We start from the raw sequence: 18,829 nt of genomic DNA on the forward strand, positions 1-18,829 counted from the left end.
CGATGTTGCGCGCGCCGGCCCGCTACCGGGCCGGTGCGAAATCCGCCCAGATCGGCATATGATCCGAGGCATGGCGTGCCTCGCCGTGCCGGATCGTGCCGCTGTCGGTGACCCTCAGCGCCGCACCATGGGCGAAGCGATCCAGCGGGGCGACCGGATAGGCGGTGTGAAAGCTGCGCCCGGGCGACATGACCGTGAACTCGCGCCCCAGCGGCTCGAACCCGCCGCGCGGCGCCCATTCGTTGAAATCTCCGGCGATGATGGTGTGGGCCCGATCCTGGGGCGCGACATGCGAGCGGATCGCGGCCAACTGACGCCGCCGCCAGCGTCGCAGCAGGCCCAGATGCGCCCCGATCACGCTGATATCGCCCACACGCGGCGCGGCCAGTTGGACGCGCACCGCGCCGCGCGGTTCCAGCCCCGGCAGCATCAGCCGGTCAACCCCCAGGACGTCGATTCCCGGTTTGACCAGAACGGCATTGCCGTGCCAGCCAAGGCTCACATCGGTGGCGGCCAGGTCCACCACGTCATAGTCGCTTTCCAGATCGATCAGATGTCGGGGGATCGCGGCGGGGCGCGGGGGCAGCCGCTTGTCCGCCTCTTGCAGGATCACCACGTCGGCCCCGCTTTCGGCGATGACGGACATGACCCGCTCGGGGTTGCGTCGCCGATCCAGGCCCACGGCCTTGCGGATGTTATAGCTCAGAACGCGCATCCGGGTCTTAAAGCACAGGCGCCACCAACCGCGCCAGAGGCGCGCCCAGGCGGATGGTGAGGGGTTGTTCGCCCAAGGTCTTGGTCAGCCGCGTGGCGTTTGCGAAATCGGCGCTCAGCATGTCTTCGACCTGCTCGGCCAAGGGGTGATCCAGAAACACCCCCATCGTTTCGAAGTTCAGCCGGAACGAGCGGTTGTCGAAATTCGTGCTGCCGATCCCGCACAGCCCGTCATCGACCAGAAAGACCTTTTGATGCACGAACCCGGCCTGATACCGCCAGATGCCGACCCCGGCCGCGGTCAACTCGTCGAAATAGGCAAAGGCCGCCAGCCAGGGCAAATGGTGGTCGATGCGCTCGGGCAGCAGCAGGCGCACGTCACAGCCGCGCGCAGCGGCCAGTTTCAACGCCGACAGCAGCGCCAGGTCGGGCACGCAATAGGGGGAACTGATCCAGACCCGTTGGCGGGCCGCCGAGATGGCCGCGAAATACATCGCCGATGCGCCGTCCTCGTCCTCGGTGGGGCCGGTGGCGACGGTCAGGCCCTCGACCGTGCCGGTCTCCTGCGGGCGCGACCAGCCGATCTCGTTGCGCAGCGATTGCCCGGTCAGCCAGTGCCAGTCTTCGGCAAACACGACCTGCAATTGCAGCACCATCGGCCCGGTGATGCGACAGAACGTGTCGCGCCACGCGCCGATCTCGGGGTCGCGTCCAAGGTATTCGTCACCCACGTTAAGCCCGCCGATGAAGGCCTCGCGCCCATCGACGATCAGGGTCTTGCGGTGGTTGCGAAAGTTGATCTGAAGCCGGCGTACAAGGGGTGTTCGGCGTCGGCCCGCGACCCCCTCGATCCCGGCCGCTTCCATGCGCCGGATGGCGGCGCGGCTCAACCCGCTGGAGCCGACCGCATCGGTATAAAGCCTGACGCCGACCCCGCGCTCTGCCGCGGCGATCAGCCGGTCGATCATCTCGGTTCCGATCCTGTCGTCGCGAAAGGTGTAGAACTGCACCAGCAGATCCGTCTCGGCCCGGTCGATGGCCGCGAACATGGCGTCGAAGGCAGCCTGACCGTCGATCAGCAAGTCGACGCTGTTGCCGGCGACGAAGGGCAGATTGGCGATGCGTTCGAACGGACGGCGATCAAAGCCCCCCACGGCCACCGCGTCCGCCCGCGCCGGGTCCGGCCGCTTGTCGTCGAACAGGTCGCGGCTGGCCCGCCGCAGGCGGCTTTTGCGCATGTAGCGGTGCGGCCCGAAAATCGCGTAGACGAAGATACCGATATAAGGCGCGCTCAGCAGGAACACGACCCAACCCACCGCGCCCTGCGGGGTGCGCGCCGATTGCGCCGCCCGCCAGCTGAGCATAACGGCAAGGGCAAGCCCCAGGGTCGAGACGACAGCGATCAACAGTGGCAACATGGCCCAAGCCTTTCCTGTCCCAAGTCGACCTAGCGGGGTGGGGAGCCGACGCCGCGCCCCAGTTCCTGCATGACACTGATATGGCCCATCAGGTCGCGCACGCTCAGAACGCCCTGCAATCGGCGCCCATCGGCCACCAGCAGCTTGCGCTGGCCCCCGCCGGCAAGCTTGTCCAGTGCCTCGGCCGCCGGGGCATGCGCGGCGATCATCGTGCTGTCATCCAGTGGGGCAAAGACATCGCCCACCGCTGTCCGCGTCCACTCGGCGCGGGGGACCGCCCGCATCAGCGCGGTGTCCACATGCCCCAGCAGGACACCGTTCTCGACCACGGGCAGGAAGCTGACGCCATGGGCCAGCATCACGTGATCGGCCACATCGGCCAATGTCATGTCGGGCTGCGCGCAATAAGGATTGGACGTCATCAACTCGGACACGCGGACCCCGCGCAGGCTGGTCTGCGTGACGAGATGCTGATAGGTGCCGCGGCTGGCATTCAGCACGAAGAGGCCGATCAGGCCCATCCAGACCCCGCCGATGCCGCCGCCCGACATCACCGAAAACAGCCCCAGACCCATCAGGAACAGGGCAAAGACGGTGCCCGCCGTGCTGGCCTTGCGCGTCGCCTCGAGCATGTCGCCCGAGCGGTTCCAGAGCCAGGCGCGCAGCACCCGCCCGCCATCGAGCGGAAAGGCCGGCACGAGGTTGAACACCGCCAGGATCAGGTTGATCGAGGCGAGGTAAGCGACAAGCATCCCGGCCACCCCGTCACCGGCAACGAGCGCGATCAGACCAAAGGCCCCGGCCAGCGCGAAACTCATCGCCGGCCCGGCGATCGCGATCCAGAATTCCGAGGCGGCGCTTTGCGGCTCGTCCTCCAACTGCGCGACGCCACCGAACAGGAACAGGGTGATGCCCCCCACGCCCAGACCGTAGCGCCGCGCGACCAGCGAATGCGCCAGTTCATGCAGGATCAGGCTGCCGAACAGGCCCAGCATCGCCACCACCGACAGGATCAGATACCCGGTGGGGTCGAGTCCCGGCAGAACCTGCGGGAAATAGCCCGAGGACAGGCTCCAGACGATCAGGGCGGCGATCAGCAGCCAACTGGCATCGATGCGGATTTCGAACCCGAACAGGTCGAACAGACGGATCGAATGAGAAAACATCCCCACACCTCCTTTCGTCTCGGGCCGAGACCACTATGGTGGGTCCCTTGAAAACTAAGCACTCGCCAAAGGAAAGGAAGGCCCCTCATGTGCGGCTTCGTCTGTCTCTGGAATGTCGGAGACGAAACGCTCGCGTCGAAAATGATCCACAAGATCGCCCATCGCGGGCCCGACGCTGTGCAGGTCGCGCGGCTTGAGGGCGCGCCCGTGGTCATGGCCCATTGCCGCCTGTCGATCATCGGGCCCGAGGATGGCGACCAGCCGATCTACCAGACGGGCGACATGCTGGTGGCCAATGGCGAGATCTACAACCACGCTGACCTGCGTGCGATCCTTGGCGAAAGCGCCTTCGAGACGGAAAGCGACAGCGAAACGATCCTGCACCTGTTCCGCTCGGGCGAAAGCCGCTGGATTTCCAAGCTGGATGGCATGTTTGCCTTTGTGTTGGCCACGCCCAAGCGCGTGATCGCCGCGCGCGACCCTTTGGGCATCAAGCCGCTTTACGTGGCCAGGATCGGGGGCGGCCATGCCTTTGCCTCGGAACTCAAGGCGTTTGACGGGGTGCCCGTCGAAAGCGTCGAGGCGATCCCGCCCGGCACCCTTTTCGACAGCCGCGATGGCTGGCGGCACTGGTATCGCACGCCCCATGGCGCCGCCGAGGCCGAGGCCGAGTTCGACGTGGACCGCACCGCGCGCGAGTTGCGGCTGGTTCTGGAAGAGGCCGTGGCGAAATGGATGGTCGCGGATGTCGAAGTGGGCAGTTTCCTGTCTGGGGGGCTCGACAGCTCGATCATCGCGGCCATCGCGCAGAAGGGGCTGCGCGATCAGGGACGCGGGCCGCTCAAGACCTTTTCCGTGGGCACCGAAGGCTCGCCCGACCTGCTGGCCGCGCGGCGCGTCGCCGACCACATCGGATCGGACCACCGCGAGCATGTCTTCACGGCGCAGGATCTGGCCGACGCCATTCCGCATGTGATCTACCATCTCGAATCCGCCGATATCGACCTGGTGCGTTCGGCCATTCCGACGCTGTTCGCCGCCCAACTGGCCGTCAAAGAGGTCAAGGCCGTCCTGACCGGAGAGGGGGCGGACGAGCTGTTCGCCGGCTACGCCTATCACCACGACTACGTGGACAACCCCCGCGCCCTGGCCGATGAGCTGACCCGCAGCCTGGGCACGATGCACAACATCAACCTGCAACGGGTGGACCGCGTGACCATGTCCGAAAGCCTCGAGGCGCGGACACCGTTCCTGGACCGCGAATTGATCGACTTCGCCCAGTCGATCCCGGCCAGCCTGAAACTCTGCCGCACCGACCCGCAGGCCAAGGAAAGCACCGGCGAGACGACCGAGAAATGGATCCTGCGCAAGGCCTGCGCCGATCTTTTGCCCGCCGATCTGGTGTGGCGCAAGAAGGCCCAATTCGACGAAGGCTCGGGCACGGTCGATACGCTGGCCGAGGCGCTGCGCCTGCTGACCGGCGCGGTGGGCGAGGTGGATCGCGACGGCGAAGGGGCGCTTTACGAACGCATCCTGCGCCAGCGGTTCGAGACCCCCGAGCGCATCCTTGCCGCGGCCGGCACCTGGGACAGCAGCGCGCGCGTGGCTGTCTGAGGCCCCGGGGGATTGAGGCGCGGCAGCCCTTGGGCTAGAGGACGGGGCCGCCGCGCCAGAGGATCGTGACCATGCAAGACCTGCCCAAGCGCCCGCACCGCAATTTCTACGGCCGCCGCAAGGGCAAGCACCTGCGCGACAGTCAGGAGGTCTATCTGGAACAGGACCTGACCGCCCTGTCGCCCGGGCCTGTCGGTTGGGACGAGAACCCCGAGCGGCGGCCGCTGGACCTTGGCGATCTGTTCGGCGGGCGCGAAGTCTGGCTCGAGGTCGGGTTCGGCGGTGGTGAGCACATGATCCATCAGGCCGAGCAGAACCCGCAGGTCGGGATCATCGGGGCAGAACCCTACATCAACGGCGTGGCCATGCTGCTGGGCAAGATCCGGGCGAGCGGTGTGGACAACCTGCGCATCCATCCCGGCGATGCGCGCGACCTGTTCGACGTGCTGCCGGATCAATCCATCTCCAAGGCCTTCCTGCTCTACCCCGATCCCTGGCCGAAAAAGCGCCACCACCGCCGCCGCTTCGTGACACCCGAACACCTTGAGCCGCTGGCGCGTGTTCTCAAGCCGGGGGCCGAGTTCCGCGTGGCGACCGATATCCCGGACTATGTCCGCCAGACGCTGGAGGAGGTGCCGCGCGCGGGGTTCGAGTGGCTGGCCGAGGGGCCGCGCGATTGGCGCGAACCCTGGGGCGACTGGATCTCGACCCGCTATGAGCAGAAGGCTCTGCGCGAGGGGCGCGTGCCACACTACCTGACCTTTCGGCGGCGCTGACACCGCAAAGGGATTGCGCCGCCTTCGGCGTCGCCCGGGGGAGGCGCGGCCTCACGCCCCGTTGGGGCGATCGCCCGCGCCTTGCGCCCGTACCGGGCGCTTGGCCGCACCAATTCACCGGCGCGTGTGTGCGGGGTGTGGACGGGGCGCGCGCCCGCGTTTATCACCCCCGCGACTGACACGAGGGGAGGGCGGCGCATGTCCGGCCATGGCGATCCGGTTCCGATGATGGCCCGCAAGGGCGCCGCGCTGACGGGCGAGGCGCATGTGCCCGGCGACAAGTCGATTTCGCACCGATCCTTGATCCTGGGCGCGATGGCCGTGGGCGAGACGCGCATCACGGGTCTGCTGGAAGGGCAGGACGTGTTGGACACGGCCAAGGCGATGCGCGCCTTTGGGGCCGAGGTCAGGCGCGACGGCGACGGCACCTGGCATGTGCATGGTGTCGGCGTGGGCGGCTTCGCCGAGCCCGACGACGTGCTTGACTGCGGCAATTCGGGCACCGGCGTGCGCCTGATCATGGGGGCGATGGCCACGACCCCGATTACCGTGACCTTCACCGGCGATGCCTCGCTGCGGTCGCGGCCGATGGCGCGGGTGACGGACCCCTTGGCGCTGTTCGGCTGCCGGTCGGTGGGGCGCGCGGGCGGGCGTTTGCCCATGACGCTGGTCGGCGCGGCCGCGCCGTTGCCGGTGCGCTACACCGTGCCCGTCCCCTCGGCGCAGGTGAAATCGGCCGTGCTGCTGGCCGGGCTGAACGCGCCGGGCCAGACCGTCGTGATCGAGGCCGAGGCGACGCGCGACCATACCGAACGGATGCTGGCGGGCTTCGGCGCCGAGATCACCACCGAGGTCACGGATGAGGGCCGTGTCATCACCCTGACCGGCCAGCCGGAACTGAGGCCGCAGACGATCACCGTGCCGCGCGATCCCTCCAGCGCGGCGTTTCCGGTCTGCGCCGCGCTGATCGCCGAGGGCTCGGACGTGCTGGTGCCGAATATCGGGCTGAACCCCACGCGCGCCGGCCTGTTCGAGACGCTGATCGAGATGGGCGCCGACCTGACCTATGAAAACCTGCGCGAGGAAGGGGGCGAGCCGGTCGCCGACCTGCGCGCGCGCTATTCGCCCGACATGACGGGGGTCGAGGTGCCCCCCGCCCGCGCCGCCAGCATGATCGACGAATATCCGATCCTGTCGGTCGTGGCGGCCAATGCCGCGGGGCCCACGGTCATGCGCGGCGTCAAGGAACTGCGCGTCAAGGAAAGCGACCGGATCGCCGCCATGGCTGACGGCTTGCGCGCCTGCGGGGTCGAGGTCGAGGATGGCCCCGATTGGTGGATCGTGCACGGGCGCGGCGCGGGGGGCGTGAAAGGGGGCGCGACCTGCGCCACTCATCTCGATCATCGGATCGCGATGTCGTTCCTGTGCCTCGGTCTTTCGACACAGGCGCCTGTGGGCGTGGATGACGGCGGCCCCATTGCCACGAGCTTCCCGATTTTCGAGCCGCTGATGCGCGGCCTCGGGGCCGAGATCGACAGGGCTTGAGGCCATGCGCCCCTTGCTGGCCAGCGTTGCGATCCTGCTGCTCGGGGGCGGGCTGCTACAGCTCTGGACGGTGCCGACGCTGCGGCAGATGGCCGGGGGCGCAGCGCTGCTCGATACCCGGATCGCGGGGTACGATCTGGCGGCGGTTAGCACCTATCTGACGGCCCTGGGGCCAGAAGGGCGGCGCTTTTACATAGGGCCGGAACGCATGGCCGACACGATCTTTCCGATCGGTCTGCTGGGGGTGCTTGGTTTCGGTACGGTGCTGGCGCTGCGCCCCGTGGCGCCGCGGCTGGCCCCCCTCGCGGCGCTGCCGGCGGTGATCTATTTCGCCCTCGACATGGCCGAGAACGCGGTCGTGGCGCGGTTGATGATGCAGGGGCCCGATGCCCTGCGGCCCGAGGCCGTCGCGCGGGCCAGCCTGCTGACGCTGTGGAAATTCCGGCTTGTGGGGGCGGCATGTGTCGTGTTGATCTCGGCCCTCGGCTTCGCGGTGTTTCACGCCAGAAGGGGAAGAAGATGAGCTTTACCGTGGCCATTGATGGCCCTGCCGCTGCGGGCAAGGGCACGATCAGCCGGGCTGTTGCTGCGCATTTCGGCTTTGCCCATCTCGATACCGGGCTTCTTTACCGGGCCGTGGGCGCGCGCATGCTGCGCGGCGAAGACCCCGTTGGCGCGGCGGAGGGCCTGACGCAAGAGGACCTTGCCGATCCCGATGCCCTGCGCGGCCCGGACGTGGCGCAGGCCGCGTCGAAGGTGGCCGTCATCCCCGAGGTGCGCGCCGCGCTGGTCGATTATCAGCGCGCCTTTGCGCGGCGGGCAGGGGGGGCGGTGCTGGACGGGCGCGACATCGGCACCGTGATCTGCCCCGAGGCCGAGGCCAAGCTGTTCGTGACCGCCAGCGCCGAGGTGCGCGCGGCCCGCCGCCACAGCGAATTGACCGAACGCGGGATCGCGGCCGACTATGCCGATGTGCTGTCCGATGTGCGCGAGCGCGACGCGCGCGATGCCAACAGGGCTGTCGCGCCCCTGCTCCCCGCCGAGGATGCGGCGATCGTCGATACATCGGACCTGAGTATCGAGGCGGCGGTGGCCCGGGCCGTGGCCGAAATCAGGGCGCGCCGCGGCTGACTCGAAGGGCTTGCAAAGCGTCACGTCTATTGGCCATGTTCATTATTGAGGGGCGAATTGGAGGTGATGCCTTGGCACCTGTTTCCAAAGAAATGGGCGCACGGCCGGCAGTACGCGATATCGGACGTGACGAAACCGGAAAGGCTTGGGTAACGATCCCGCTGAAGGCCAAGGCAGGTCTCGTTCTGATCGCTACATTGGTGCTCATTACACTGGTGTGTTTTGCGGCGACTTGGCTCGTGGTGGAGTTCTGGTGGCGGGAACAAATGGATTGGCAGGATTGGCCGCTTGCCTACAGGCTCTTGCTGCAAGGGAACCTGGCGCAGGAAAACGTCCTCGGGGTCTGGTTTTCGTCCATGGTGCTGCTCATGGCCGGGTCTGCGTTCCTGCTGTGTTTCGCGGCCGAGCCCCGTGACGAGAGGCGATCCGTCTTTCGGTTCGGTTGGCTTTTCCTGGGGCTCGTGTTCGTGGGTCTTTCCTTGGACGACTCGGATCATTCCACGAAAGACTGGCCCTATGGCGGCCCGACACCGCGTGGGGCGTGATGATCGCGGCGTTCATCCTGGTGGTGCCCGCATACATGACCGCCTTTGGCCTCGTGCAGCTTTCCCGCAGCCGGTTGGGGGCCGGCCTGATCGTTCTGGGCGTTGTCTGTTTCACCTTGATCCCCGTGTTCGAGCATTTCGAAATCGCGGGTCTGGACGAGGCGGGCGTCCCAAGACGTGCCAGCCACGCCTTCTGGGCCGCCGCCGAGGAAACCACCGAACTCTTCGGCATGATCGCCTTTCTGGCGGCGGCGTTGACCTTTGCGGCGACCTTCGCCGACCGTCCGCTGGCGGGTGTGCTCCGTCTCACCCTAGGCCTCAGGCCGCGCGCATTGGCGGGCGCATTTCTGGTGATCCTCGCTTGTGCTGCGGCGGGCGCCGTCGCATCGCAAACATGGCTGGCTGTGCTCGAGGAAGACGGCGTCAACGGCCGTCCCGAAAACTGGTTCGTCAGCGCCCCGTTGTTCCTGTCGGCCTTGATCGTGCTTGCCATTTCGTACGGCCGCGTCGCGGCACGGTTCGGTTGGGCGATGGCGTTTGCCTCGGTCGTGGTATCGGCTGTGATCGGCGCGGATATCCAGAAGTTTTTCTGGGTCGAGGCAATGGCCTGGCTCAAATGGAGTATCGTCGTCGCCTTGGTGTTCGCGGGACTGGCGGTGCTGACAACCAGTGTCACGGCCGCGCTCCGCCTTGCCGCCTGTGGTGCCCTCGCGGCCTTGGCCCTGACGGTTGCGGCCATGCCGGGTCCACATGCGCTTGCGATCGGGCTGGTGGCGGTTGCAGGGCTTGGGGCCTGCGGGGTGCTGCTGCTGGCGCGCGCGCAGGGGGTGCGATGATCCGCTTCGCGGCCGTCGCCGTGCTGATGGACGGCACCGGAGAGCTGCGCGGGGTGGATTGCCAACCTACGCGCCAAGGCTTGCATTGCAGGGATGTCCGGCCTATACCGCGCGCGTCAAGCCGATGGTCAACATCGCGGATTCGAGCAGGGTCGGGCATTCCCCGGCCCTGATTGTTTGCGTTGATCTGGCCGCCAAGAGACCAACCCGTTGAAAGACCGGCGGAGACAACCGCTCGGCCAGAATAGAACCGAAAAGGATCTGATTGCCGTATGTGCGCTAAAGCAACCATGGAGGAATTCGAAGCCCTCCTGAACGAAAGCTTCGAAATCGACACGCCCGAAGAAGGCTCGGTCGTGCGTGGCAAGGTCATCGCCATCGAGGCGGGCCAGGCCATCATCGACGTTGGCTACAAGATGGAAGGCCGCGTCGATCTCAAGGAATTCGCAGCCCCCGGTGAAGCCCCCCAGATCGCCGTTGGCGACGAGGTCGAGGTTTACCTGCGCAACGTCGAGAACGCGCGCGGCGAGGCTGTCATCAGCCACGAAATGGCCAAGCGCGAAGCCGCCTGGGACCGTCTGGAAAAAGCCTATGCCGACGAAGAGCGCGTCGAAGGCGCCATCTTCGGCCGCGTCAAGGGTGGCTTCACCGTCGATCTGGGCGGTGCCGTGGCCTTCCTGCCCGGCTCTCAGGTCGATGTGCGCCCGGTGCGCGATGCCGGCCCGTTGATGGGCCTCAAGCAGCCGTTCCAGATCCTCAAGATGGATCGCCGCCGCGGCAATATCGTGGTCTCGCGCCGTGCCATCCTTGAAGAAAGCCGCGCCGAACAGCGCGCCGAGGTCATCGCCAAGCTCAACGAGGGCGACGTGGTCGACGGCGTGGTCAAGAACATCACCGAATACGGCGCCTTCGTCGATCTGGGTGGTGTGGACGGCCTGCTGCACGTCACCGACATGGCGTGGCGCCGCGTCAACGACCCCAAGGAAATCCTGTCGATCGGCGAAACCGTCAAGGTGCAGGTCATCAAGGTCAACAAGGAAACCCACCGTATCAGCCTGGGCATGAAGCAGCTGCAGGCCGACCCGTGGGATGCCGTCGAAGCCAAGTACCCGCTGGATTCGGTGCATACCGGCCGCGTGACGAACATCACCGACTACGGTGCCTTCGTCGAGCTGGAGCCCGGCGTCGAGGGTCTGGTCCACGTGTCCGAGATGTCTTGGACCAAGAAGAACGTGCACCCCGGCAAGATCGTCTCCACCTCGCAAGAGGTCGAGGTCATGGTGCTGGAAATCGACACCGCCAAGCGTCGCGTGTCGCTGGGTCTCAAGCAGACCATGCGCAACCCGTGGGAAGTGTTCGAAGAACAATACCCCGTCGGCACGCAGGTCGAGGGCGAGGTCAAGAACATCACCGAGTTCGGTCTGTTCGTGGGTCTCGACAACGACATCGACGGCATGGTCCACCTCTCCGACCTGACCTGGGAAGGTCGTGGCGAGGACGCCATCCAGAACTACCGCAAGGGCGATGTCGTCCAGGCGGTCGTGACCGAAGTCGACACCGACAAGGAACGCATCTCGCTGTCGATCAAGGCGGTTGACGGCGATCCCTTCGCCGAGGCCGTGGACGGCGTGAAGCGTGGCTCGATCATCACTGTCGAGGTCACCGCGATCGAGGATGGCGGCATCGAGGTCGAGTATGAGGGCATGAAGTCCTTCATCCGCCGCTCGGACCTGTCGCGTGACCGCGCCGAGCAGCGCCCCGAGCGCTTCCAGGTGGGCGACAAGGTCGACGTGCGCGTCACCAATGTCGACGCCAAGTCGCGCCGTCTGGGCCTGTCGATCAAGGCCCGCGAGATCGCCGAAGAGAAAGAGGCCGTGGAACAGTTCGGCTCGTCCGATGCCGGCGCCTCGCTTGGCGATATCCTCGGCGCTGCCCTCAAGCAGAACAACGACTGAGGCAATCCCCTCGTTCGACATGTGGAAAGGCCCCGCGATGCGCGGCCAGCCCTTTGCAGTAAATGATGCAGTGATTTCTTAGGTTGGCCAGATTTTGGCCAACCTTCCCCCTGACCACACAGTATGTGGCGGTTTTCCAGGGGTTTTCGTTGAACGCACTCTCGAAAATATCTTCGACAGATCCGAAACGGCGGTTGCCGCAGCCTTGCCTTGGGATCGACATCAACTTCTGCCGCAATCCGCAATGCGGGCTATTTACGGTGCCGCCAGACCCTTATGACAGAAGAGGGAAAAACCGCAGCACTGTCAAATCGAACCAACCGCACGGAAAGGTGATAGGCTCTGGATCTGAGAAATCGTATGCGTGCGGAGCCTGCGGCCATCATTCCATTCTCAAGAACAACCGGGCCATCGTTCAGGAATACAAACGCCTGCGGAAGGTTTATGTAGCGGCGACGCCGAAAGATGCCTGCCAGAACGAGGGATGCTGTAATCACGGCAAGGGCCGCGATGCGTATCCTGACCTCTATCGCAAGTCGGGGAAGACCGCGAACGGCGCACAGCGGTGGAAGTGTAAGGCCTGCCTGAAGTCCTATTCAGTGGGATCGAGTATCCGCCGGCAGAAGCGCAGCCACACCAACCGCGACATCCTATGGCTTTTGACGAACGGCACCCCGATCTCGAAGATTTGCGATTTCACGGAGATGTCGGCGCGGGATGTGTATGCCAAGATCGACTTCATCTACGACCAGGTCATCGACTTCAACGCCACGCGCGAAAGGATGTTCGAGGTCGTGCGCTGGGAAACCGTCGGCCGCCGCTTTGCCACCGACTCCCAAACCTTGCATCTCAACTGGCCGAATAAGCGCACTCGGGCACAGATCGCCGCACAGCACCTCTGCACGGCCCACGCGAATAGCGGATACATCATGGCCGCTCATCTTGCACTCGATCCCGATGTTGATCTACCAGATGTCGAGGCAGAGATGATTGCCGTCGGGGATTTCGCCTTACCCCGCGCGTTCCGCCAACAGGCACGGGTATGGCCTGAGTCTGAGTTCAAAAAATACATAGACAAGATCACCCAGAAGGTCTCCATCCATCCTTTGGAGGCACCTGAAGTCGATCTCGGCCTCCAACTACCCCATCGCGGTGCCTTGGTGCGTCAAGACATTCTGCAAGCCGCTCACGCCTTCTATTTGCGTCGATGCCTCGGAAAGGGAGATGAGCGATTTGTTTTCGTTCTCGACGGGGATTCCGGTCTGGCGCTGTCCTTCATTTCCGCCTTCGCGCCCCGGATCAAAGAAGGAAAGGCCGACATTGCAGTCGTCGCGTTCGACAAGCACAAGTCCAACGATCAACGGAATATGATCGTCAATGACGGCAAGATCGCGTTGGAACTCGCGTCAGGCATTGGAAGATCTCAATGGAGCACAATGCCCGCGGAAGACGCGATTAAGATCACTGATCATATCATCAGCCAGATGCTCGTCGGTCATCCTCTCGACGCTCCGTTCGATTGGCCGTTTCATACCAAGGCAGAGCCAAACCGAAAGGTGCGGATCCTGACAGATCGGCCCGAGATGGACCCAGATCGGCGAGCCCGTCTAATGCGCCTCGCAACCCTACGCAGCGTCGATCAATACTTTCACAAAGTGCGCAGTAATCTGCGCTTCGCCGCGCGTCCGGGGCATACACCCAGCAACAATGGCCGGGCTTGGGACCGACACTACCTCTACAATCCTGGGACAATGGTGAAAATCATCGAGATCTACCGCTTCGTCCATAACTGGATGGGGCATCACAAGACCAAGGAAACGCCGGCGATGAAATTGGGGCTGGCGAAAGGTAGAATCTACGCGAAAGACCTCTTCGCCTGAAGAGGAAACAACCGCCGAAGAACATCTTCGGCGGTTGCAACATTTACTGCAAAGGGCTGGGATGCGCGGGGCCTTTTTCTTTGGGTTTTGCGATTAGTTGTGGATAAGCGGCGCGCAGCGCCGGACCTGTCGCAAAGCTGTTACCGGTGGCGTGTTCCCTTCGCCCCGCAGCGGGGGTGATCCCGCGATGACATCCGGTCTGTCCCCACAGCCCTGCCGGATGTCACCAATACCGGCCAGCCCTGCACATCAAGCCCCTGTGCAGGGCTGTGCCCCGCCAACCGGGTTGGCGGCTCAGAAATCCACCTCGACACCGGGCAGGTTCAACGCACGGACAAGGTCGCGCAACTCCTGCCGGGCCGCGAGGTTCGAGATGTTCAGCCGTTCGACCCCCAGTTCGCGCAGGTCCAGCAATGTCATGCCCGTGGGGAACAGTTCGCGGAAAATCACGCGCTCGTTGAAACCCGGCGCGACGCGGAAGCCGATGCGTTTCGACAGGTCCTCCATCGCGCGCCCGACCTTGCGCTTGTTGTGCATTTCCTGCGCGCCAAGGCGGTTGCGCACCACGATCCAGTCCATCGGCTCCAGCCCGGCGCGGGCGCGCAACTGCCGGGCATGCCAGACCATCTCGGAATAGACGCTGGGGCCCTTTATCTCGTAGGTCTCGGGGTCGATGCGCGCCAGCAGGTCGAAATCGACGAAACTGTCGTTCATCGGCGTGATCAGGGTATCGGCAAGGCTGTGGGCCACTTGGCTGAGGCGCGTGTGACTGCCGGGGCAGTCGATGACGATGAAATCGCAACGCGCCTCGTGCTCGGCCACGGCAGCCGACAGGCGGCGATCATAGATGTTCTCGCCCGGCGCCAGATCATCGGGGCTGAGATCGGGCAGATCCATCAGGATCGGACAGGCCAGATCCATCTCACGTTTGGCAATGGTGTTCTGCCGGTTCTCGACATAGCGACCGAAACTGCGTTGTCGCAGGTCCAGATCCAACGCGCCCACGACATGCCCCAAACGCGCCAGAGCCGTCGCCACATGCATCGCGGTGGTCGATTTCCCAGACCCGCCCTTTTCGTTCCCAAGGACGATGATATGTGCCACGGCCCGTTCCCCAACATATGGGCGCCCTCGTGCAATGGGGCGCGATTTATGGGCCGAATATACGAAAACGGGTGCAGAAGGTTAAGCTTGTCCCGTCTGAATTTCGCCGCTGTGCGACTCCGCTGCATCGGCACTTGGACAGGCGCATCGACAGGGGAGGATATCGATGACCCGCTCGGATCGCTACGGCAATGCCCTCGGGACAGGGTCCGAAAGGGCGACCGAGGCCTATTGCAGCGGTATCGATCATGTTCTGGCGGCATCTTGGGGGGCATGCGATGCGTTCGAAGAGGCCATCGCCGCCGATTGCGGGTTCGCGCTGGCCCATGCCGGTCTCGCGCGGGCCGCCATGTATGAAAACGATGCGCCACGGGCAAAGGCCGCCATGGCCCGCGCCCGCGCTTTGACCGGCGGCCTCAGTGACCGCGAAAAGGCCCATATCGCCGTATTGGGCTTGCTTGTCGATGGGCGCATGCCAGAGGCGCGAGCCGCCGTTCTCGCCCATATCGACGTGTTTCCGCGCGACGCGTTGGTGGCTCAGATCTGCACCAACATCTTCGGTCTCATCGGCTTTTCGGGCGTTGTCGGGCGGGAGGCCGAGTTGCTGGCCTACAGGCCCGTCTTTTGCCCGCCTATGGCGAGGATTGGTGGATGATGTCGATGCACGCCCTGTCGCTATGCGAGGTGGGCCGCCTGGACGAGGCGCTAACCCTGATGGACCGGTCGCTTGCCCTGAATGACTCAAATGCCAATGGCGCGCATTTCAAGGCCCATACATTATCCGAGACTGGCGAGGCGGAGGCCGGCCGATCGTTTCTGGATCGTTGGATCGCGGGCTATGATCGCCGCGCTGTCCTGCATGGGCACCTGAGTTGGCACCGGGCGCTCTGGGCGCTGGACCGGGGCGACTTCGCCGCCATGTGGGATACGCTGGACACGGCGATCAAGCCGGGGGCGTCGAGGTCGTTGCCAATCAACATCCTGACGGACACATCCGCACTTCTGTGGCGGGCCGAGATTGCCGGAGCCGTGGTCGCACCCGACCGCTGGCACGACATCAGCGCCTATGCCGCCCGTTTCTTTCCCGAGCCGGGCCAGAGCTTTGTCGATATGCATGCGGCGCTCGCCCATGCCATGGCGGGCGAGGGGGATCGATTGGGGGTGCTTGTCGATGTGCAGAAAGGCTATGCGGCTGACCTCGTTCGACCGGTGGCGCGGGCCTGGGGCGCCATTGCCCGGGGCGAATTCGAGACTGCACTGGACCAGCTTGCACCCGTGATGGGGCAGCATGAACGTCTCGGCGGCAGCCGAGCGCAGCGCGACCTGCTGGAACTGACGTGGCTGACTCTGCTGTTGCGGCTGCGCCGGGCGGAGGAGGCACAGCGCAGCATGCTGGGGCGACGCCATGTGTTCGCGACCCACGCTCCGGTCGCGGGATACGCGTGATACCGCCCGAAACAGGCGCGCCGCGGTGAACGCAAAGAAAAACGCCGCCCCGAAGGACGGCGTTTGAAAACATCCAGCGCGGCGATACGGCTCAGAAGCCGAGGCCTTCGTATTTCTTCTTGAACTTCGACACGCGGCCGCCCTGGTCCATCAGGCGGGTGCCGCCGCCGGTCCATGCCGGGTGCACCGAGGGGTCGATGTCGAGCGACAGGGTGTCGCCTTCCGAACCCCAGGTCGAGCGCATCTGCACGATGTCGCCGTTCGTCATTTTCACGTCGATGACGTGATAATCGGGATGGATATCCTTTTTCATCTCGCCGCTCCTTACGCTTCGGCGCCCGGCTTGGGCTTGTAGGTGCTGTCCTCGGCGATCCGGGCGGATTTGCCCCGACGCGAGCGCAGGTAGTACATCTTGGCGCGGCGCACGCGGCCGCGGCGGACCACCTCGATCGACTCGATGTTGGTCGAGTAGAGGGGGAAGACACGCTCGACGCCCTCGCCGAACGAAATCTTGCGCACGGTGAACGACCCGGCGATGCCGCTGCCGTTCTTGCGTGCGATGCAGACGCCCTCGTAATTCTGCACGCGGGTGCGGGTGCCCTCGGTCACCTTGTAACCGACGCGCACGGTGTCGCCTGCCTTGAAATCCGGGATGGATTTGCCGAGCTCGGCGATCTGCTCGGCCTCCAGTTGTGCGATCAGATCCATTGGACCCGTCTCCTATCTATCGATGCTCGCGGTTGTGCCCGCGAAGGTGTCTCGTCAACCCAGAGCTCCGAACTTCGACCGGGTCCGCCTTGATCCCGTTTCGGGGGCGCCCGCCGGAGATGCGGTCAATCCTTGCCTTGTCATGTCGCTCCCGCCTTTGCGGTCGCCGAAGGTGCGCACGCGGTAAAAAGAACGACGATCCGGCTGACCGATTCCGGCCCCGGACCTGCGCCGTATAAGGGGGGCGGGGCGGGCGATCAACCCTTTCGTTTCAGGTACTCCGCCCAAAGATCGGGGCGGCGCGCCCGCGTCAGGCGCTCGGCCTCGGCGCGGCGCCATTTTTCGATCTCGCCATGATGCCCCGACAGCAGCACATCGGGGATCTTGCGGCCCTTCCATTCGGCGGGCTTGGTGTATTGGGGGTGTTCCAGCAAACCGTCGGAGAAGCTCTCTTCCTCGGTCGAGGCGGCGTTGCCCAGAACGCCGGGGATCAGCCGCACCGTGGCGTCCAGCACGGCCTGCGCGGCGATCTCGCCGCCGGTCAGGACGAAATCGCCAAGGCTGATTTCCTCCAGCCCGTATTCTTCGATCACGCGCTCATCAACGCCTTCAAAACGGCCGCAGAGCATCGTCATCCCCTCGGCCCGTGCAAACCGCCGTGCGTCGGCTTGCGTGAAGGGTTTGCCGCGCGGGCTGAGATAGACGCGCGGCCAGCGGGCGGGGTCGTCGGGCGTGCCCCTGGCCGCCATCGACAGCGCACGGCCCAGCACGTCCGCGCGCATCACCAGGCCCGCACCGCCGCCAGCCGGCGTGTCATCGACCTGCCGGTGCTTGCCCGTACCAAAGGGACGCAGGTCGATCGGTTCGAGCGCCCAAAGCCCATCCTTGAGGGCGCGGCCGGTCAGCGACGCCCCCAGCACACCGGGAAACACGTCGGGGAAGAGGGTCACGATCTTGGCGCACCACGCCCCGTGCAGGCGTTTGCTCTCGTCCATCAGATCGCGGGGCGTCAGATTGGCCGAGATCGACAGGCGACCATGGGATTTCGACGGCGGGTTTGTCATGAGGTGGGATTAAGATGGGTTGCCGCCCTGCGCAATGGGCAGGGTTTGCGCCGGCCCTGCCGTCGCCCGGGAAAGCGCGCAAAGGGGCATCGAGCCCCATTGGGCGCTGGCGCGGTCCGCGCGGGCATATTTGAGGGATAAAGATGGGATCAGTCGTCGAAGAGACCCTCGGGCGGGTCGATGACGATCCGACCCTGGGCCAGATCCACGGTGGGCACGATCTCGAGCGTGAAGGGGACGAGGACGGTGCCTTTCTGCCCGGGCACGCGCAACTCCAGCAGGTCGCTGGCGCCATGGTTCAGGACGGCCGAGACCTTGCCGCGGGGCTGGCCGCCGGTGTCCTGAGCGGACAGGCCGATCAGGTCGGCATGGTAATATTCATCGTCGGGCAGGCTGGGCAGGGCGCTGCGCGGGGCGAAGAGGCGGGTGCCGCGCAGGGCGTCGGCCGCCTCCTTCGAGGTGACGCCCGAGAGGCGGGCGGCGAAACCCGCCTTGACGGGGCGCGTCAGCTGGATATCGAAGCTGCGGCGGCCGTCCTCGGTGCTCAGCGGGCCGTAGGTGGCGATGTCGTCGGGGGTGGCGCAGAAGCTCTTCAGCCGCACCTCGCCGCGCACGCCGAAGGAACCGGCGATTGCGCCGACACAGACCTTGTCAGCCATGGACAGCTCCTCTCGCGGTCGGGGGCGGGGGCAGTGCGGCGCGGTCCTGTGTCAGGGCCACCCACATAAGGAAGGCGAACACCGCCGCGATTGCGATGAACACGACCCCGACAAGGCGCGCGGGCGCATCTCCGAAGACAAGGAAATAGATGCCTATGGCGGCAAGGCCCAACGCCACGAGGATCATGTAACCCTCCGGCGGCAGAGCCATGACGCGCTTTGGCGCTGGGTGTCGGATCGTGCCAATATGCCCGGTCGCACCGGGCGC

At 65.2% G+C, this 18,829-nt stretch carries 20 protein-coding genes; 11 read left to right on the plus strand and 9 right to left on the minus strand.

What is annotated here, in order from left to right; genetic code table 11:
• Positions 1-22: 22 nt before the first annotated feature.
• The 3 genes from ROSELON_RS07730 to ROSELON_RS07740 are packed head-to-tail and all read right to left on the minus strand — an operon-like array spanning position 23 to position 3,298.
• Positions 23-715, minus strand: coding sequence for an endonuclease/exonuclease/phosphatase family protein (locus tag ROSELON_RS07730; RefSeq protein WP_025311842.1), 693 nt, complete (start codon positions 713-715; stop codon positions 23-25).
• 7 nt (positions 716-722) lie between these two features.
• Entirely contained in the window at positions 723-2,132 is a 1,410-nt protein-coding gene (gene cls / locus ROSELON_RS07735) for a cardiolipin synthase (RefSeq protein ID WP_025311843.1), read from the minus strand.
• Between the two features lie 29 nt (positions 2,133-2,161).
• Positions 2,162-3,298, minus strand: coding sequence for a site-2 protease family protein (locus ROSELON_RS07740; RefSeq protein WP_025311844.1), 1,137 nt, complete (start codon positions 3,296-3,298; stop codon positions 2,162-2,164).
• A gap of 87 nt (positions 3,299-3,385) precedes the next feature.
• On the opposite strand from ROSELON_RS07740, the gene asnB reads away from it, so the two are divergent.
• The 9 genes from asnB to ROSELON_RS07785 all read left to right on the plus strand — a co-directional run bounded on the left by asnB (position 3,386) and on the right by ROSELON_RS07785 (position 13,580).
• A complete protein-coding gene (gene asnB, locus ROSELON_RS07745; protein WP_025311845.1) occupies positions 3,386-4,912 on the plus strand; it encodes an asparagine synthase (glutamine-hydrolyzing) in 1,527 nt (508 codons plus the stop codon).
• Positions 4,913-4,983: 71 nt separating this feature from the next.
• The gene (gene trmB, locus ROSELON_RS07750) at positions 4,984-5,688 is read left to right on the plus strand and encodes a tRNA (guanosine(46)-N7)-methyltransferase TrmB (protein WP_025311846.1); all 705 of its coding nucleotides are present in this window, start codon (positions 4,984-4,986) and stop codon (positions 5,686-5,688) included.
• A gap of 198 nt (positions 5,689-5,886) precedes the next feature.
• Positions 5,887-7,233 carry a 3-phosphoshikimate 1-carboxyvinyltransferase gene (gene aroA, locus ROSELON_RS07755; protein WP_025311847.1) on the plus strand — a complete coding sequence of 449 codons (1,347 nt, stop codon included), beginning with the start codon at positions 5,887-5,889 and terminating at the stop codon, positions 7,231-7,233.
• A gap of 4 nt (positions 7,234-7,237) precedes the next feature.
• Complete coding sequence (locus tag ROSELON_RS07760; protein WP_025311848.1) at positions 7,238-7,756, plus strand: hypothetical protein; 519 nt, start codon at positions 7,238-7,240, stop codon at positions 7,754-7,756.
• Positions 7,753-8,364: a (d)CMP kinase gene (locus ROSELON_RS07765; RefSeq protein WP_025311849.1), complete on the plus strand. Its 612-nt coding sequence runs from the start codon at positions 7,753-7,755 to the stop codon at positions 8,362-8,364. Before ROSELON_RS07760 ends, ROSELON_RS07765 begins: the two co-directional genes overlap by 4 nt.
• 35 nt (positions 8,365-8,399) lie before the next feature.
• Positions 8,400-8,909, plus strand: coding sequence for a hypothetical protein (locus tag ROSELON_RS07770; RefSeq protein ID WP_156945891.1), 510 nt, complete (start codon positions 8,400-8,402; stop codon positions 8,907-8,909).
• Entirely contained in the window at positions 8,909-9,745 is an 837-nt protein-coding gene (locus tag ROSELON_RS07775) for a hypothetical protein (RefSeq protein WP_025311851.1), read from the plus strand. Before ROSELON_RS07770 ends, ROSELON_RS07775 begins: the two co-directional genes overlap by 1 nt.
• Positions 9,746-10,017: 272 nt before the next feature.
• Complete coding sequence (gene rpsA / locus ROSELON_RS07780; RefSeq protein WP_025311852.1) at positions 10,018-11,700, plus strand: 30S ribosomal protein S1; 1,683 nt, start codon at positions 10,018-10,020, stop codon at positions 11,698-11,700.
• A 149-nt stretch (positions 11,701-11,849) separates the two neighbouring features.
• Positions 11,850-13,580, plus strand: coding sequence for a hypothetical protein (locus ROSELON_RS07785; protein ID WP_156945892.1), 1,731 nt, complete (start codon positions 11,850-11,852; stop codon positions 13,578-13,580).
• Between the two features lie 294 nt (positions 13,581-13,874).
• Here ROSELON_RS07785 and ROSELON_RS07790 read toward each other — a convergent pair whose 3' ends face one another.
• Positions 13,875-14,684, minus strand: a complete 810-nt coding sequence (locus tag ROSELON_RS07790; protein WP_025311854.1) for a division plane positioning ATPase MipZ — start codon at positions 14,682-14,684, stop codon at positions 13,875-13,877.
• A 166-nt stretch (positions 14,685-14,850) separates the two neighbouring features.
• Between ROSELON_RS07790 and ROSELON_RS18700 the strand changes: the two genes are divergently transcribed.
• Complete coding sequence (locus tag ROSELON_RS18700) at positions 14,851-15,339, plus strand: hypothetical protein (protein ID WP_245605431.1); 489 nt, start codon at positions 14,851-14,853, stop codon at positions 15,337-15,339.
• Entirely contained in the window at positions 15,336-16,130 is a 795-nt protein-coding gene (locus tag ROSELON_RS18705; RefSeq protein ID WP_245605432.1) for a hypothetical protein, read from the plus strand. The genes ROSELON_RS18700 and ROSELON_RS18705 overlap by 4 nt, the downstream gene beginning before the upstream one ends.
• A 91-nt stretch (positions 16,131-16,221) precedes the next feature.
• Here ROSELON_RS18705 and rpmE read toward each other — a convergent pair whose 3' ends face one another.
• The 5 genes from rpmE to ROSELON_RS07820 form a co-directional block, all read right to left on the minus strand.
• A complete protein-coding gene (gene rpmE, locus ROSELON_RS07800; protein ID WP_025311855.1) occupies positions 16,222-16,443 on the minus strand; it encodes a 50S ribosomal protein L31 in 222 nt (73 codons plus the stop codon).
• Between the two features lie 11 nt (positions 16,444-16,454).
• A complete protein-coding gene (gene rplS / locus ROSELON_RS07805) occupies positions 16,455-16,838 on the minus strand; it encodes a 50S ribosomal protein L19 (protein WP_025311856.1) in 384 nt (127 codons plus the stop codon).
• Between the two features lie 257 nt (positions 16,839-17,095).
• Positions 17,096-17,902 carry a tRNA (guanosine(37)-N1)-methyltransferase TrmD gene (trmD, locus tag ROSELON_RS07810; RefSeq protein ID WP_025311857.1) on the minus strand — a complete coding sequence of 269 codons (807 nt, stop codon included), beginning with the start codon at positions 17,900-17,902 and terminating at the stop codon, positions 17,096-17,098.
• Between the two features lie 149 nt (positions 17,903-18,051).
• Positions 18,052-18,561 carry a ribosome maturation factor RimM gene (gene rimM / locus ROSELON_RS07815; RefSeq protein ID WP_025311858.1) on the minus strand — a complete coding sequence of 170 codons (510 nt, stop codon included), beginning with the start codon at positions 18,559-18,561 and terminating at the stop codon, positions 18,052-18,054.
• Positions 18,554-18,772: a hypothetical protein gene (locus ROSELON_RS07820; protein ID WP_025311859.1), complete on the minus strand. Its 219-nt coding sequence runs from the start codon at positions 18,770-18,772 to the stop codon at positions 18,554-18,556. Before ROSELON_RS07820 ends, rimM begins: the two co-directional genes overlap by 8 nt.
• Between the last annotated feature and the right edge of the window lie 57 nt (positions 18,773-18,829).

This window comes from Roseibacterium elongatum DSM 19469 (assembly GCF_000590925.1).
GTDB lineage: Bacteria > Pseudomonadota > Alphaproteobacteria > Rhodobacterales > Rhodobacteraceae > Roseibacterium > Roseibacterium elongatum.